This is a genomic window from Nocardia kruczakiae NBRC 101016 (assembly GCF_001612965.1).
Lineage (GTDB): Bacteria > Actinomycetota > Actinomycetes > Mycobacteriales > Mycobacteriaceae > Nocardia > Nocardia kruczakiae.
This window is the reverse complement of sequence record NZ_BDBL01000011.1, coordinates 43,524-59,392: the sequence shown is the minus strand read 5'-3', so window position 1 is coordinate 59,392 and position 15,869 is coordinate 43,524. Positions and strand designations below refer to the sequence as shown.

Genomic DNA, 15,869 nt, shown 5'->3' with positions numbered 1-15,869 from the left:
GCGATAGCGCACACCCTATTGCGTCTTTACATACAGCTCCGTATGTTTGTTTCCAGTTCGATCGGAACGGATCGACCACTGCCGCTCGAGGGGCGGCCGACTGGGAGAAGGGTGGTTCGATGACGAACAAGGTCTACGTCGTCGGCGTCGGAATGACGAAGTTCGAGAAACCGGGTCGGCGGCAGGTCGAGGAGGCCGACGGCACGACGCGCGCGTGGGACTACCCGGATATGGCCCGCGAATCCGGCACCAAGGCGCTGGCCGATGCCGGGATCGACTATCGGGAGGTGCAGCAGGCCTACGTCGGCTACGTCTACGGTGAGTCCACCTCCGGCCAGCGCGCGGTCTACGAACTGGGGATGACCGGCATTCCGGTGATCAACGTGAACAACAACTGTTCCACCGGTTCCACCGCGCTCTACCTTGCGGCGCAGGCGATTCGGGGTGGGCTGGCGGATTGCACGCTGGCGCTGGGCTTCGAGAAGATGCAGCCGGGTTCGCTCGGCTCCACCTGGGACGATCGCGAGCAGCCGATGGCCAAGCACATGATGGCGCTGGCCGAGATCTCCGAGGTGCTGTTCCCGCCGGCGCCGTGGATGTTCGGCGCGGCGGGCCGCGAACATATGAAGCAGTACGGCACCACCGCGGAGCATTTCGCGAAGATCGGGTACAAGAATCACAAGCATTCGGTGAACAACCCGTATTCGCAGTTCCAGGACGCGTATTCGCTCGACGACATCCTGGGCGCGCGGATGATCTACGACCCGCTCACCAAACTCCAGTGCTCGCCCACCTCGGACGGTTCGGGTGCGGTGGTCCTGGCCTCCGAGGATTTCGTCGACCGGCACGGTCTGGCCGGGCGGGCGGTGGAGATCGTGGGCCAGGCGATGACCACCGATTTCGCCTCCACCTTCGACGGGACCGCGAAGAACCTCATCGGCTACGACATGAATGTGCAAGCCGCGCAGCAGGTTTACCGGCAGTCGGGGCTCGGCCCGCAGGACTTCCAGGTGATCGAGCTGCACGACTGCTTCTCCGCCAACGAACTGCTGCTCTACGAGGCGCTGGGCCTGTGTGGCGAGGGCGAGGCGGGCAGCCTCATCGACGGTGATCAGACGACCTACGGCGGCACATGGGTGGTCAACCCGTCGGGCGGCCTCATCTCCAAGGGCCATCCCCTGGGGGCGACGGGTCTGGCCCAGTGCAGCGAACTCACCTGGCAGCTGCGCGGCGACGCCGACAAACGCCAGGTCGAGGGCGTCACCGCCGCACTGCAGCACAACATCGGCCTCGGCGGAGCCGCGGTCGTCACCGCTTACCAGCGCGCCGAGCGCTGAAAGGAGTACGAACATGGGCCACATCGAAGCCACCAAGAACCTCAACGCCACCCCCGACGCGCTGTGGGCGGTCGTCTCGGATCCGCAGACCTGGGACAAATGGTTCACCATTCACGAGCGCTGGATGGAGGAGCCGCCGGCCACGTTGACCACGGGCTCGAAGCTGGTCGCCAAGATCATGATGCTCGGCATGGCGAACAAGATGGAATGGGTTGTCGAAGAGGTGAATTCGCCGAACAACCTGGTCCTCAGCGGCGCCGGGATGGCCGGCGTGAAGGTGAAGTTCTCCTTCGACATCGCACCCGAGGGGGCAGGGAGCAAATTCTCGGTCTCCGGCGATTTCGAGGGCGCGCTGATCAAGGGTGCCCTGGGCAAGGCGGTCGAGAAGGACGGCGCCAAGCAACTGGACACCACCCTCGAACAGCTCGACGCCCTGGCGACGGCCTAGCGATATGGCCACCGAAACAGGGCCCCGGCCCGTGCAATTCGACGATGCGGGCCTGAACGTCTGGTCCGACGAGGAGCGGTTCGAGGTCACCCGGGAGCGGATCGCCGAGTACGCCGCCGCCACCAACGACCCGATTCCGGCCCACCTGTCCGGCGATATCGCCTCACCCGTCTTCGCCATCGTCCCCGTCTTCGAGGCGATGATGATGCCGGTGATCGACGTCGTCCCGATGGACATCTTCGGCCGAGTCGTGCACGGCGAGCAGGACTTTCACTTCCACCGCCCGATCCGCCCCGGTGATCGGCTGGTCTCGCGGGCCAAGGCGGTCGGCTACGAGGGCCGCGAGAACGGCACCACCATCACCATTCTCATCGAATGCCGGGACTGCGACGGTGAGCTCGTCAACGAGCAGTACCTGACCGCCTTCTTCCGCAACATCGATGTCGGCAAGCAGGTCGGTGAGAGCGCACCGCCGCACAAGTTCGATCCCGGCCTGGAGGCGCAGCCGCCGCTGGCCCGGGTCGCCGCGCACGTGGACGACGATCAGACCTACCGCTATGCCCCCGCCTCCGGCGATCCGGTGCCGCTGCACCTGGACGAGCAGGTGGCCAAGGATGCCGGACTGCCCGGCATCATCGCGCACGGTCTGTGCACGATGGCGATGTCGTCGTGGGCCGTCCTCACCGAGGTCGCCGGGTCCGACGCGCAGCGGTTGAGGCGGTTCGCGGTGCGCTTCTCGAAGATGGTGTTCCCCGGCGACGATCTGGAGACCCAGATCTGGAAGACCGGCTCCACCGGCTCCGACACCACCTACGCGTTCCGCACCGCACGCGGAACCGATCTCGTTCTGACCGACGGCCTGGCGGTCGTCGCCGACAACTCGTAGTCGAGGAGACTGTCATGGGTGTTTTGGATGGGCGGGTCGCCGTCATCACCGGCGCGGGCCGCGGCATCGGACGCGAACACGCGCTGTTGTTCGCGCGGGAGGGCGCCTCGGTCGTAGTGAACGACCTGGGCGGCAGCAACGCCGGGGAGGGCGCCGATGCCGGACCGGCGCAGCAGGTGGTGGACGAGATCCGCGCCGCGGGCGGCAAGGCGGTGGCCAACACCGACAACGTCGCGCAGTGGGAGGGCGCGAAAAACCTGGTGGGCCAGGCGATCTCGGAATTCGGGACGCTGGACGTGGTGATCAACAACGCCGGCATCCTGCGCGACGGGTTCATCGCCGGCCTCGAGGAATCGCAGTGGGACGCCGTCATCGCGGTGCATCTGAAGGGGCATTTCAACGTGCTGCGCCACGCCGCGGCGTATTGGAAGGACCAGTCGAAGGCGGGTAAGCAGCCCAACGCCGCCGTCGTCAACACCGCCTCGGCCTCCGGCGTCACCCTGCCCAATGCCGGCCAGGCCAACTACGGCGCGGCCAAGGCCGGTATCGCCGCGTTGACGCTGGTCGCCGCCGAGGAATTGGAGCGGTACGGCGTGCGCGTCAACGCCATCGCCCCGATGGCACGCACACGCCTGACCCTGGCCACCCCCGGGATGGGGGCGATCTTCGCCGCCGAGGTGGGCGAGGGGGAATTCGATGCTTTCAGCCCCGCCAACATCTCGCCGCTGGTCGCCTACCTGGCCACCGACAAATGCCCGGTCACCGGCAAGGTCTTCGCCGTCCAGGGCGGCGCGATCTCCGAGCTCGGCGGCTGGCACGACGTGAAGACCATCGAAACCGACGGCCCCTGGCTGATCGACGACATCGCAGCCCGGCTGCCCTGACGCTGGAGGAGAACGACGATGTTCGAATGGTCCGAGACCGACGAGATGATCCGCGCGGCTGTGCGCGCCTTCATCGACAAGGAGATCCGGCCGCATCTGGACGCTCTCGACAGCGGTGAGATGCCGCCGTATCCGATCCTGCGAAAACTGTTCGGCGAGTTCGGCATCGATGTCATGGGTGCCGAGGCGATCGAGAAGATGCTCGCCAAGCAGCGTGCCGCCGAGGCCGCGCCGGACGAGGCCGGCCAACGCGAGAAGAAGCCCAGGTCCGGTGGTGATCCGTTCGGCGAGCAGCAGTCGTTGATGGCGGTCCTGATCAGCGAATTGTCCGGCGTCAGTATGGGTTTGGTGGCCGCGATGGGCGTCTCGATCGGCCTCGGCGCGGCCACCATCATGTCGCGCGGCACACTCGCGCAGAAGGAGCGCTGGCTCGCCGATATCGTGACGTTGAAGAAGGTGGCGGCCTGGGCCATCACGGAACCGGATTCGGGCTCGGATGCCTTCGGCGGCATGAAGACCTCGGTCAAACGCGACGGCGAGGACTACATTCTCAACGGCCAGAAGACCTTCATCACCAACGGTCCCTACGCCGATGTGGTGGTCGTCTACGCCAAACTCGACGAGGGCGACGGCACCGACAGGCGCGATCGCAAGGTGCTCACCTTCGTCCTCGACAAGGGCATGGAGGGCTTCACCCAGGGCAAACCGTTCAAGAAGATGGGTTTGCACTCCTCGCCCACCGGCGAATTGTTCTTCGACAACGTGCGATTGGGCCGGGACCGGCTGCTCGGCGAGACCGAGGAACACCAGGGCGGTGACGGGCGGGAAAGCGCGCGAACGAGTTTCGTCGCCGAACGGGTGGGCGTGGGCTTCATGGCGCTGGGCATCATCAACGAATGTCACCGGCTCTGTGTGGAATACGCCAAGACCCGCACGCTGTGGGGTCAGGAGATCGGTCGCTTCCAGCTGGTGCAGCTCAAGCTCGCGAAGATGGAGATCGCCCGCATCAACGTGCAGAACATGGTCTTCAACACCCTCGAACGCGGCCGCGCGGGGAAACCGCCCACGCTGGCCGAGGCCTCGGCGATCAAACTCTATTGCTCGGAGACGGCCACCGAGGTCGCGATGGAGGCCGTGCAGCTGTTCGGCGGCAACGGCTACATGCAGGAATACCGCGTCGAACAGCTCGCCCGCGATGCCAAGTCGCTGATGATCTACGCCGGCAGCAACGAGATCCAGGTGACCCATATCGCGAAGGGTCTCCTGGGCCGGTGAGCGCCACGTGATGGCGGCCGGCGGATCGGCGCCGAGGGGTTCGAACCGATCCGCCGGCCTTTCTCACACCGCCCGCAGACGCGTGCGGCTGGCATAGACGTGCTCGGCGATGAGGGTCGCGATGCGGTCGGGAGCCTCCAGCATCGGGACGTGACCCACGCCGTGCACCAGGATGCGGTCCGCCGTCTCGGGCAGTTCCCGCAGAAAACGCTTGGCGTACATGCGATTCGGGATGATCCGGTCGTATTCGCACATCAGCAGCCGCACCGGTGTCCGCACCGTGGACAGATCGTCGAGGACGGCCATCCGCAAACCGCTGGCGATCAGCGGCAGCATGGCCGCGCAGTGGGTTGCCGACATGATCGCCGCCTCAACCCCGCGCCGCGGCGCCGCGGCGACGTTCTTGCTCAGCAGCATGGCGGTGGCCCGCCGGACCGGCGCGCTGAACCGGATCGAGGCGGGCAACCGCTTGCCGATTTCCACGATGGGCACCAGCGACAGGAACTCGAGCCCCACGCGGAGCTGGGCCAGCGATGGATTGTGCCATCCACCTGCGGGTGCGATGGCGGTGAGCGTGCGTGCGCGGCCACGGCGGGCCAATTCGAAACCGACCCAGCCGCCGAGCGAGTTGCCCGCGATATGGCAGGTGCGCCAGCCCAATTCGTCGAGCTGTTCCTCGACTCGGTCGGCGAGCAGATTCACGTCGATGTACCAGCCACTGAGGTCGGGGCCGCCCCAATGCCCGGCGAAGGCCGGAGCGAACACCTCGCAAGTAGCGGACAATCGGGACGCGACGTCCTCCCAGCAGTGCGGCGACATGAGAAACCCGTGCAACAGCAGCAGCGGGTCACCCGATCCGGTGTGCAGGGCTGTCATCGGCGCAAGGGAGGTGGCGGGTTGGGTGGTGCCGGACGTCATCGTCGTCACCCCTTCCGGATCGGCGGCGGCCTGCTCGGCGTGGCCGCGATGTCCGCGAGGACGGGTTGATTCCCGCATTGTACGGTCGATACGTGGCCAGCATCATCAGTTCCGTCAACGTCAATGGCATACGCGCAGCTACCGGCAAGACCGGGAAGGGGATGCTCGAATGGCTCGCAGTGACCGAGGCCGACATCGTCTGCCTGCAAGAGACCCGGGCAACCGATGAGCAGACCCGTAAGGCGCTGGCCTCCGTTCTCGACGCCGGGTGGTTTCTCGCCCACGCCGAGCCGGGCGCCAAGGGCCGCGCCGGGGTGGGAATCCTGTCGCGCCGAGAACCCACACGCGTGCGAATCGGCTTCGGCAGCACCGAATTCGACGGCGTCGGCCGCTACGTGGAGGCCGACTTCGACGAGGTGACCGTCGCGAGCGTCTACGTACACACCGGTGAGGCCGACACCCCCATGCAGGACGAGAAATATCGTTTCCTCGGCGAACTGGGCGCGCATATGAAGGCGCAGACCCGCGACTTCGTGATCTGCGGCGACTGGAACGTCGCGCACACCGAACTCGACATCAAGAACTGGAAGGGCAACGTCAAGAACTCCGGCTTCCTGCCCGGTGAGCGGGCCTGGATCGACGAGATGCTGGCCGCCGGCTATGTCGACGTGGTCCGCCAACTCCACCCGGGCGTGCCCGGCCCCTACAGCTGGTGGTCCTACCGCGGCCGCGCCTACGACAACGACGCCGGGTGGAGAATCGACTACCACCTCGCACGCGGTGCGATCGCCGGTCGCGCGAAGCAGGCCGTGGTAGAGCGCGCTCCCGAATACGCACTGCGCTGGTCGGACCACGCCCCGGTCACCGTGCAATACCGCTGAACCCCGATCGACCGTCCGCGGTGGGAACATCGTCCCCGCGATGCCGCATCAGCCTTTCCGGACACGACACCAGGTGGTCCCGTAGGTTTGTCTGTCGTGAACGAGGGCCGCGCTACCATCCGGCCGACGGGGCGGCGAGTCGACTCGTCGTTCTCCCCGTCAGGACCTCCGCATGTCCGGCAGCACCGATGAACAGGCACCGATGAACATGTCCGACAAGAGAATTCGCATCCTGATGGTTCTGGGCGGGCTGGTGATCGCGGCGATCGTGGCCGGGGTCCTGGGCCTGCGCGGCGGTTCCGCCACGCACGACACCGCGAGTTCGGTGGCGGCGACCGTGCACTCCACCAAGGCCGCGCAGTCCACCACCGCATCCGCCAAGCCCGCGCCCGGCAACGGCGCCACACCCGCCGCGTCGGCGACCCGGGCGCCGGGCGTCCCCGATCGCGCCTATGCCACCCTCGTCGAAATCGACGCCGGACGCTGGCCCGGTTCGGCGAACGCGCCGGGCACCAAGGGCGGTGATCAGTGGATGAACCGCGCCGGAACCCTGCCGAAGACCGACGCGAGCGGTAAGGCGATCACTTATCAGGAATGGGACGTCAACCCGAAGCAACGCGGCCAGACCCGCGACGCCGAACGCATCGTCACCGGCAGCGACGGGTCGGCCTACTACACCGGCGACCACTACCAGACCTTCACGAGGATGCGCTGATGGCCGAAACCATGTCGTTGTCGCAGTTCCTGACCCCGAATGCCGGCTCCGATGCGGCTGCTGCGCGGCAGAACGGCCGCGCCCACCGGGCCGCGACGGGGCCGGTTCTCGGCGCCCTCGACGTCGGCGCCGGACCGTTCAGCGGGGTGCGATTCCAGGTCCCGGACGGGTATATCGCCCGTGAGGTCCGGGGCACGAAGATGCGCACCACCGCGGGTGTTTTCGATGAATTCGCCGCCGCCCTGCAGTTTCCCTACTATTTCGGCGACAATCGCGACGCCTTCGACGAATGTCTGCGCGATCTGGACGAATTCGTCGGTGAGGCGCCGGGATACGTTGTCGTGATCCGTGATTCGAGCGGTCTGCTGGCCGACCAGCGCGAGGATCTGGAATGGTTCGCCGACGCGATGACCCAGGCGGCCGAATACTGGGCCGCGCACGGCACCGTCTTCCGGGTGGTGCTGCAACAGCATCCGGCGGTGCTGTCGCCGGTCGAGCTCACCATGGCCGACCCGGCGTGAGGCCGTTCAGCGCAGCCGATGGGCGAGATCCTCGCCGAGGAGGACGAACACGTCGGTCGTCTCGTCGATGAGCTGTTCCCGGGTCATATCGATATCGCCCTGCAACCAGCTGGTGAGCGTCTGCACCAGGCCGCCCACCAGGTAGGTCGCGCGGAAACCGATCGCCGGGTCCGGAGTGGGTGTGCTCAAGGCGTAGAAGTCGATGCCGCGCGCGGCGACCAGATTCGCGAACGACGCGATCGTCTGCAGCGTGCGTGAGCGCAGTTCCGGTGTGGAGGCGCTCACCGCCAGCGCCACCTGGGCCTTGCGCGGATCGTCGGTCAGCACGTGGATACCGGCCGCGACGGCGGCATGTGCCATCGTGCGGGTTTCCGGCCGGGTCCGGCGCGCGGACGGGTCGGCGGTGTCGTCCCGCGCGCCGGACGGAGTGTCCGCTGCGGATCCGCCGGCCACCTCCTGCAACGCCCGCACGATGGCCGACGCCAGCTCCTCGGCGATGCCGTCGAACAGTGCCGTGAGAACGGCGTCGCGGCCGGTGAACTGTTCGTAGTAGTACCGCTCGTTCAACCCGGCCTGGGCGCACAGCCCGGCGACCGTCAGCTTGTCCACGCCCTGGGTGCCGATGATCTCGAGTGCCGCGTCGAGCAGCGCGGCACGCCGGCCCGCGCGCCGTTCGGCGGCCGAGATACCGCCATAGGTCCGCTGTGCCGTCACGGTCCGATTGTGGCACGGACGCGATTCTGGCATGGACTCTTGCCAGAACGCGCGTTTCTGGTGGATGCTATTGCCAGATTCCATGCGAGGAGGGCGACGATGCCTGGTCCGGGATATTTCTCCGACGATTCGATGATCCGCCGGGTGATGCGCAAACGCGCGGTGGGACTGACCTACGGCTTGCGGGCGCTGGTGATCGGCGCGGTTCATCCGCTGCTGTTCGTCGGCACCGCCGAGAACACCGCCCACCGCGCCACTCCCTACACGCGGCTGGCGCTGACCGGCCGCCTGTTCGAGGCGGTGTTCCTCGGCGACAAGGACGAGGCCGATCGCGCGCTGACGTTCACCCGCAAGCGGCATGTCCCCGTCGAAGGTGTGCTGCCCGAGGACGCGGGCCCACATCATCCGGCGGGTTCGCACTACTCCGCGCTGGATCCGCATCTGATGTTCATGACCATGGCGTTCACCGCCGACTCCGCCGAGGTCATGCACGACGTGCTGGTGCGCAAGCTGACTCCTGGCGAGCGGGAGGACCTGTACCAGGACTATGTGCGCTGGGGTGAGCTGTTCGGTATGCCGCGTTCGGCCGCTCCGGTGGACTATCCGGCCTTCCGGCGGGTCTTCGATGCCTACCTCGCCTCGGACGAGCTGTATCTGACCGAGGAGGCCCGGCTGGTCGGCTCGTATCTGGCGGGCGCGCAGGTGCCGCATCCCCTGCCGCGCCCGTTGCAGCAGGCCAGCAGTGGGGCGCATCTGCTGGTCCAGGGCTCGCTACCGCCGCGGATCCGGCGGATGTACGACATCCGGTGGGGCCGGCGCGAGGAGCTCGCGTACCGGGGGCTCGCGCAGGCCGTGCGCACCGCCCACGTGCGGCCACCGCTCGCGCCGCCGGTCCTGCGCGACACCCTGTCCGGACCGAGCGCCCCGGTCTATCGCCTGATCACCCGGCGGGAAAAGGACCTGGTCGCGAGCGGTAGATCCAGCATGCCGGGGGTGGATCCGCGCAACTACGCCGAACGGCACGCGGTCTGAGCGGCACCGCCCCGCTCCCTCCGGGAAAACCGCTTGGGCGTACATGGGAAGATCGGTTCATGTCCAGTCCTGCCCCCAGCGAACGCAAGCAGCGGGTCCTCTCCGGCGTCCAGCCGACCAGCGACTCCTTCCACCTCGGCAACTACCTTGGTGCGCTGCAGTATTGGGTGCCGCTGCAGGACGACTACGAGGCGCTCTACTTCATTCCGGACATGCACGCCATCACGGTGTCGCAGGACCCCAAGCAGCTGCGCAGCCGGACCGTGCGCAGTGTCGCGCAGCTGCTCGCGATAGGTATCGACCCCAAGCGCTCCACCCTGTTCGTGCAGAGTCAGGTGCCCGAGCACGCCGAGCTCACCTGGGTGCTGAGCTGCATCACCGGCTTCGGCGAGGCCAGCCGGATGACCCAGTTCAAGGACAAGTCGGCCAAACAGGGTTCCGACAACGCGACCGTCGGCCTGTTCACCTACCCGATCCTGATGGCGGCCGACATCCTGCTGTACCGCCCGCAGCTGGTCCCGGTCGGTGAGGATCAGCGCCAGCACCTGGAGCTGACCCGAAACCTGGCGCAGCGCTTCAACACTCGCTTCAAGAAGACGTTCGTGGTCCCGGAACCGCATATCGTCACCGGCACGGCGAAGATCTACGACCTGCAGGATCCGACCTCGAAGATGAGCAAGTCCGCCGCCAGCGACGCGGGCCTGATCAATCTGCTCGACGATCCCAAGGTGTCGGCGAAGAAGATCCGCTCGGCCGTCACCGACACCGAACGCGAGATTCGCTACGACCCGGAGACCAAACCGGGCGTCAGCAACCTGCTGGTGATCCTCTCCTCGCTCACCGACACGCCCATCGTCACACTCGAAAAAGGCTTCGAGGGCAAGGGATATGGCGAGCTCAAAGCCGATGTGGCCGACGCCCTGGTGGAATTCGTGACACCGCTGCGGGCGAAAGTGCAAGAGTATCTGGACGATCAGGGCGAACTCGATCGCATTCTCGCCACCGGAGCCGAGCAGGCGCGCGAGATCGCCGGTAAGACCCTCGCGCAGGTGTACGACCGAGTGGGTTTCCTGCACCGCTGATCTGCGCCGTGCGAGGCCGTGTGTTGCGGTTGAACAGGTTCGGGAGGACAGGTGCTCGACAAGCTCAAGGCGCGGATCCAACGTGAGGTGCGAGCGCGGCCGTGGCTGGACCACGCCGTCCGCGCCGGCGGCAGCTACCAGCGCCAGCGCGGCGACTACTTCGCGGCCGGCATCACGTATTTCACGGTGCTCTCGCTGTTTCCGCTGCTGATGGTCGCCTTCGCGGTCGCCGGATTCGTCCTCGCCCGCGATCCGCATCTGCTCGAAGAACTGCGCGACAAGATCGTCGAGAACATCCCGGGGTCCTTCGGCGGCCAGGTCAACGATCTGATCGACCAGGCCATCAAGTCCCGGACCAGCGTGGGCCTCATCGGTCTGTTCATCGCCGCCTACAGCGGACTGGGCTGGATGGCCAACCTGCGCGCCGCCCTGACCGAACAGTGGGAACAGCCCGCGCACGAGGGCAATTGGTTCAAGACCAAACTGTCGGATCTGATGGCGCTGGCCGGTCTCGGCGTCGCGATGGTGGTGTCGCTGGGCCTGTCGGCATTGTCGTCGAGTGGGCTGGCGTTGCAACTGCTGGAAAGTGTCGGGCTCGACAGGGCGCCCGGCGTCTCATGGCTGTTGCGATTGCTGACGCTGGTCCTCGCGGTGCTCGCGTCCTGGGCGGTGTTCGTCTGGATCATCGCCCGGCTGCCGCGCCAGCCGGTGACCTTCACCAGCGCCGTGCGCGCGGCGTTCATCGCCGCGATCGCCTTCGAGATCTGGAAGCAGGTGGCCTCCTTCTACCTGCAGAAGGTGCTCACCAGCCCGGCGGGCGTCGCCTTCGGCTCGATCATCGGCCTCATGGTCTTCGCCTACATCACCGCCCGCATCATCCTGTTCGCCACCGCCTGGGCCGCCACCGCCCGGGAGAACGAGGTGGAGGCCGAGATCCCGGCGCCGGGACCGGCGGTGATCGAGCCGCGGATGCACGCGGGCATGACGGCGAGCACGGGCCTGGCCCTGTTCGGGGTGGGTGCGGCGCTGGGTTCGATGGTCGGAATCGCTCGCCGTAAGCGGTGACGAGTACGGAGCTATTGCCAGCGCGGCTGTCACGGAGGAGTCTGAACAGCACCGGTGGCGCCGCCGGGCGCTGCCCCGAGCAGAGAGGGGGTCGATCGTGTTCGCACGGTCTACCACGATTCAGGCGCAACCCTCCGCTATCGACGCCGGGATTGCGCATATGCGGGATGACGTCATGCCGATGCTGAAGGAAACCCCCGGTTGTACCGGATTGTCGCTGCTCGTCGATCGCACCTTCGGCCGTTGTATCTCCACTACCGGGTGGGAATCCGAGGCCGCAATGCACGAGAGCGAGCCGGGTTTCATGGCGGCGCGCGACCGAGCCGTGACGGTCTTCGGTGGGACCGCCGCGCAGGTCGCGGAATGGGAAATCGCCGTCCTGCACCGGGACCATCGCACAATGCCCGGGGCCTGCGTGCGCGCCACCTGGATCAAGACCGATCCGAGCCGCCTCGACATGTCGACCGACGCCTACCGCAACTACATCCTGCCGGGGATGGAACAACTCGACGGATTCTGCAGCGCGAGCCTGCTGATCAACCGTGCGTCCGGACGCGCGGTTTCCTGCGGCGTCTTCGACAGCGCCGAGGCTATGCAGCGCAACCGCGAACAGTCCGCGGCACTACGTGTCGATGCCGCCCGACAGGTCGGCGTCGAGGCGATCGACGTGCGCGAGTTCGAACTGGCGTTGGCGCATCTGCGGGTGCCGGAATTGGTGTGAGGCGAGCCGCGGCGTCGCCACCGGGCGACGCCGCAACTCGGCAGACTCTTGTACGACGATGGTGCATCGTCGGCAAAAGCCGATATGCAGTTCAGCGGCTCAGCGGTCAATCCACGCGCGAATACTCCTGCTGTATCTCCATCATGCGTGTGATGTCGTGACAGATGGATTCGGTAGAGGCGGGATCGATGCGAAAGTCGTTGTACTGCTGGCGATAGGTGTAGCGACCGTCGCCCTCGACATCGAACCAGCTGAGATACTGCGGGGGATAAGGGCGCGAACTCTGTAGCCCGCACCGGACCTCGATATGGCCCGAGCCCGCACGCGGCGCGTTGAGCAGCTTTTTCATCCGGTCGGTGGTGGTTTCCGTCGTGCCTGTCCAGGAGTCGAGATCGGTGCGGATGCGGTCGAGACTCTCGATCAGGGCGGGCTGCCGGCCGGCCGGGAGGTTGCCGAGCACAGCGCCGAACACTTTCGACACGATGGCGGCGCTGCCCGCCTCGATCACCACGTTGCCGCCGTAATCCGCTACGGGACCGGGCCTTTGGACCAGCGTCACGCCGACTGTGGTGTCGACTGCGGCGTAGATTCGGACGGGGCGCTTACGAGTTCCCGTGAGTAGCAACGAGATCGCGGGATTCGTGACGACTCGTAAGGCGGCGGAAAGGTCAGGGTCGAAGCCCTTCGGCATCCTGGTCCGCAGCTCCCAGCTCATCTGCTCGTACTCGCTCTGCCACTGTGCCGACGAACGCAGCTGAATCGGATAGGGGTATCTATCCTTGCCCGTCTCTTTCCACACGTGCACGAATTCGTCCGGTGTGAACTCCCATTTCACCGCTGATGCCCCTCGTCATCGGGGCGAAACTGCGCTGCGGGGGCGTCGGCGCCGATGGCCTCCGGAAGAGTTCGTTCGCGACGGCCCAGTAGTTCCTCTTCCCGATTCATGATCAAGTAGTCGGGAGTCTTGTGCTCCCGCTCGGACTCGTCCTTCTTGCCGGCGCCACCCATGCCGCCCATACCGGGCATGCCGCCGAGTCCGGGCTGACCAGGTCGGGCACCGAAAGCGCTTGCAGCAGAGGAGTTTCCACTGCCAGGCACTCCGGGGATGCTCCGGCCCGGTCCGCCCGATTGGGTGCCGCTCGAACCGCCGTGCGTGCCATAGGAGCCGACACCGGATCCCGGTCCGCCTCCGCCGTATCCCGCGGCATTGGTGGAATCAAACCCCGACGGGCGCGTACTGCTCCCGGGAAGCGACGACGTGGCAGGGTTCGATGCGTTCTGGCTGCCTGGTTCATTGGAGCTCTGCCCGGACTGGGATGCACTGGCGGGGTCGGTCTGTTGCGAAGCGTCCGGATCGGACTTTTCGGTCGAATCACCCGGTTTGCGCTCGTCCCCCTCGGAATTGGGGCCGCTCGGATTGCCTGAATGGTTTATTCCGTTGCCGCTGTTCGACAGTCCGCTGTTTGGACTGTTCGTGCCGTCACCACCAGGAGCGTCGACCGGGACGAAGGTGGGGACACCGTCTCCCGCGGGCCGGTACGTAGGGTCGTAGTTATTGTGCATGGCGTCGATCGCCTGCTGACGTTTCTCGGCATCGGCCTTGCCCTTGTCGATGGTCGGAGCCGGCGGCGCGGCCCCGAGCTCCCGCGCTAGTATGTCTGCCGCGGTGGTTGCGGGCGCCGACGACGTATCGGGGGGAGGCACAGCCAATTTGGCTGCCTCGGCGCCGTAGGCGGCAGCAGTGATTCGGGCGCTGACTGTCGTGATGACCTCTTGGACATCGGTGGCCTGCTGAACGAACTTTTTGGCGGCGTCGGCAGCGGCGCCGGCGAACTGGCCGTGAAAGCCGTCGGACAGCTCCTTTTGGATCGATATGTTCAAGCCGAACAGAGCGCCACCGAGCGCGGAGGCGATATTGAACCACTTTTTAGCATGCTCGTGCATCGCATCCGGCTTCATGCTCATGACCATGTCGTAGATATCTTGATGTCCGAGTGCCTCCCAAGGTTCCAGATCTTTGATGTAAGACGGGTCGGTGCTTTGGTGGTGAACCCCTTGCTGAACTTGGTGCGCGCCATGCTGAGCCTGGTCGGCCGACTTGCGATTCTCGTATTCTTGCAGCTTCGGCCCGAGGAGGGGGCCCAGGATGGATATGCCCGGGTCGGGCTGGTTTTCGCCGCCCATGATCAGTTATCCTTGCCGATCGAGGCTTCGATTGCCGAGGAGATATTTGCCATATCGGCACACGGATCGGCGGCCTCGCCGCGACCGCGCAGCGTCAACAGCATTCTGATGAATACCGATCCCGCCTTCGTGCGCAGATGGGTTTCACAGGATCCGGGGATGCTCTGATCCTGTCCGGATGTTGCCTCGCGCCCGTTCACGGGCGCAATGGGATGCAGCCACGATCCGTTCTTCTGCTGATCCTCCGCGAATGAAATGTTCGTCGAGTCGACATCCATACTGCGGACATCCGAGGTGAATCTGCAGGTATACGCGGTGTACTCGGCTACCGAGTCGTTCGCGCGTTTACGCGACTTCGGATTGAAACCGATCGCAGCAACAGTTTCGTCCTGTATCCACGTGCACGGATCGAATGCAACCGGCTGCCGGCCACTATCTGTGGCACCGCCTTGCCTCGGAGGCTGCAAACTCGGTGCTGTCAGTGTGGGAGCTGGAGGCGTGTTGGCTGGTACGGAAACCGGCATCGGGGCGGAAGTGGCGGATTTGGAGACTGCATCACTATTGGACGAACAAGCGGATGCAGTGGCAAACATTGTCACTGCGCAGCCTGCGGTGAGCCAGATCCGAAGATTCATTTCGTGACACCTGATGCTGTATTGATTGCGCGGCGATTCATGTCATCGGCTCCCTGTAGGTCGTTACCGGCTCGCAGGTAAGCTGCAGCCATTTGCAGCGCTGCTTCCTGCATTCCGAGAAGTGCTTCGGTGAGACTTTCGCCCTTTTTCGCAAATCCGCTCTGAAGATCGGATGCGGAGGTGAAACTTCCGAACCCGCTGAGAGCGTGGATCAGGTACGAATCCTGGACCTGCTCGTCTAGCGATTCCGCGAACCTCTCGAATACCTTCGCGCATTTATGCGCAGCCCCCGGTTCCATCTTGAATGTTCCGTCGACCGCCTGCTGCCACAGCGCGTTAGCGGTTGACTGCCCCACGTCCATCGGCGTCCCTCCCATCGTGCGTCCCGCTCACCTTACTGGACGCTCGGTGAGCGTCCGCGGTTCCCTCGACTGCTCGATCTGCTGTGCGGGCCGGGCGAAAGATGCAATCCTTGCTGGGGTTATGTGGGGATCGAATGAGATTCTGTGATGGTGGGGCAGTGGGGGATTGCGTGGTGATGTGCTGCCACGGTCGAAGCGAACCTGAAGGG

The 15,869-nt window shown here is 65.8% G+C and carries 18 protein-coding genes; 12 read left to right on the top strand and 6 right to left on the bottom strand.

All coding sequences use genetic code 11. From position 1 onward, the window contains the following. The first annotated feature begins 119 nt into the window (after positions 1-119). From NK1_RS10165 to NK1_RS10145, 5 genes are read left to right on the top strand one after another with little or no spacing between them, the layout of a single operon-like run. The gene (locus tag NK1_RS10165; protein ID WP_063008284.1) at positions 120-1,337 is read left to right on the top strand and encodes a lipid-transfer protein; all 1,218 of its coding nucleotides are present in this window, start codon (positions 120-122) and stop codon (positions 1,335-1,337) included. A 13-nt stretch (positions 1,338-1,350) separates the two neighbouring features. Next, positions 1,351-1,785 (top strand): type II toxin-antitoxin system Rv0910 family toxin, encoded by a 435-nt coding sequence (locus tag NK1_RS10160; RefSeq protein ID WP_036498339.1) that lies wholly within the window; start codon positions 1,351-1,353, stop codon positions 1,783-1,785. Between the two features lie 4 nt (positions 1,786-1,789). Continuing rightward, a complete protein-coding gene (locus tag NK1_RS10155; RefSeq protein WP_063008283.1) occupies positions 1,790-2,671 on the top strand; it encodes a MaoC/PaaZ C-terminal domain-containing protein in 882 nt (293 codons plus the stop codon). A gap of 14 nt (positions 2,672-2,685) precedes the next feature. Next, entirely contained in the window at positions 2,686-3,555 is an 870-nt protein-coding gene (locus NK1_RS10150; RefSeq protein WP_063008282.1) for an SDR family oxidoreductase, read from the top strand. Positions 3,556-3,573: 18 nt separating this feature from the next. Next, positions 3,574-4,830: an acyl-CoA dehydrogenase family protein gene (locus NK1_RS10145; RefSeq protein WP_063008281.1), complete on the top strand. Its 1,257-nt coding sequence runs from the start codon at positions 3,574-3,576 to the stop codon at positions 4,828-4,830. Positions 4,831-4,893: 63 nt separating this feature from the next. Here NK1_RS10145 and ephH read toward each other — a convergent pair whose 3' ends face one another. Then, entirely contained in the window at positions 4,894-5,826 is a 933-nt protein-coding gene (gene ephH / locus NK1_RS10140) for an epoxide hydrolase EphH (RefSeq protein WP_223273386.1), read from the bottom strand. Positions 5,827-5,840: 14 nt separating this feature from the next. Here ephH and NK1_RS10135 point away from each other — a divergent pair, with 14 nt between their 5' ends. The 3 genes from NK1_RS10135 (at position 5,841) to NK1_RS10125 (ending at position 7,865) form a co-directional block, all read left to right on the top strand. Further along, complete coding sequence (locus NK1_RS10135; RefSeq protein WP_084460746.1) at positions 5,841-6,629, top strand: exodeoxyribonuclease III; 789 nt, start codon at positions 5,841-5,843, stop codon at positions 6,627-6,629. 172 nt (positions 6,630-6,801) lie between these two features. After that, positions 6,802-7,344: a ribonuclease domain-containing protein gene (locus NK1_RS10130; RefSeq protein WP_245660418.1), complete on the top strand. Its 543-nt coding sequence runs from the start codon at positions 6,802-6,804 to the stop codon at positions 7,342-7,344. After that, entirely contained in the window at positions 7,344-7,865 is a 522-nt protein-coding gene (locus tag NK1_RS10125; RefSeq protein WP_063008279.1) for a barstar family protein, read from the top strand. Before NK1_RS10130 ends, NK1_RS10125 begins: the two co-directional genes overlap by 1 nt. Before the next feature lie 6 nt (positions 7,866-7,871). On the opposite strand, the gene NK1_RS10120 is transcribed toward NK1_RS10125, so the two are convergent. After that, positions 7,872-8,579 (bottom strand): TetR/AcrR family transcriptional regulator, encoded by a 708-nt coding sequence (locus NK1_RS10120; RefSeq protein ID WP_245660417.1) that lies wholly within the window; start codon positions 8,577-8,579, stop codon positions 7,872-7,874. Between the two features lie 99 nt (positions 8,580-8,678). On the opposite strand from NK1_RS10120, the gene NK1_RS10115 reads away from it, so the two are divergent. From NK1_RS10115 to NK1_RS10100, 4 genes are all read left to right on the top strand, one after another. Next, positions 8,679-9,611 carry an oxygenase MpaB family protein gene (locus tag NK1_RS10115; RefSeq protein WP_063008278.1) on the top strand — a complete coding sequence of 311 codons (933 nt, stop codon included), beginning with the start codon at positions 8,679-8,681 and terminating at the stop codon, positions 9,609-9,611. 59 nt (positions 9,612-9,670) lie between these two features. Next, complete coding sequence (trpS, locus tag NK1_RS10110; RefSeq protein ID WP_063008277.1) at positions 9,671-10,693, top strand: tryptophan--tRNA ligase; 1,023 nt, start codon at positions 9,671-9,673, stop codon at positions 10,691-10,693. Between the two features lie 51 nt (positions 10,694-10,744). Further along, positions 10,745-11,758: an inner membrane protein YhjD gene (yhjD, locus tag NK1_RS10105; RefSeq protein ID WP_063008276.1), complete on the top strand. Its 1,014-nt coding sequence runs from the start codon at positions 10,745-10,747 to the stop codon at positions 11,756-11,758. A gap of 97 nt (positions 11,759-11,855) precedes the next feature. Next, positions 11,856-12,479: an antibiotic biosynthesis monooxygenase gene (locus NK1_RS10100; RefSeq protein ID WP_063008275.1), complete on the top strand. Its 624-nt coding sequence runs from the start codon at positions 11,856-11,858 to the stop codon at positions 12,477-12,479. A 106-nt stretch (positions 12,480-12,585) separates the two neighbouring features. Here the strand turns inward: NK1_RS10100 and NK1_RS10095 are convergent, their stop codons facing one another. From NK1_RS10095 to NK1_RS10080, 4 genes are read right to left on the bottom strand one after another with little or no spacing between them, the layout of a single operon-like run. Beyond that, positions 12,586-13,314, bottom strand: a complete 729-nt coding sequence (locus tag NK1_RS10095) for an ESX secretion-associated protein EspG (protein WP_063008274.1) — start codon at positions 13,312-13,314, stop codon at positions 12,586-12,588. Continuing rightward, on the bottom strand, positions 13,311-14,663 hold the full coding sequence (locus NK1_RS10090; RefSeq protein WP_063008273.1) for a hypothetical protein: 1,353 nt from the start codon (positions 14,661-14,663) through the stop codon (positions 13,311-13,313). Before NK1_RS10090 ends, NK1_RS10095 begins: the two co-directional genes overlap by 4 nt. 2 nt (positions 14,664-14,665) lie before the next feature. Further along, complete coding sequence (locus NK1_RS33585; RefSeq protein WP_084460745.1) at positions 14,666-15,298, bottom strand: DUF3558 domain-containing protein; 633 nt, start codon at positions 15,296-15,298, stop codon at positions 14,666-14,668. Further along, positions 15,295-15,660, bottom strand: coding sequence for a hypothetical protein (locus NK1_RS10080; protein ID WP_157104186.1), 366 nt, complete (start codon positions 15,658-15,660; stop codon positions 15,295-15,297). Before NK1_RS10080 ends, NK1_RS33585 begins: the two co-directional genes overlap by 4 nt. Positions 15,661-15,869: the final 209 nt, after the last annotated feature.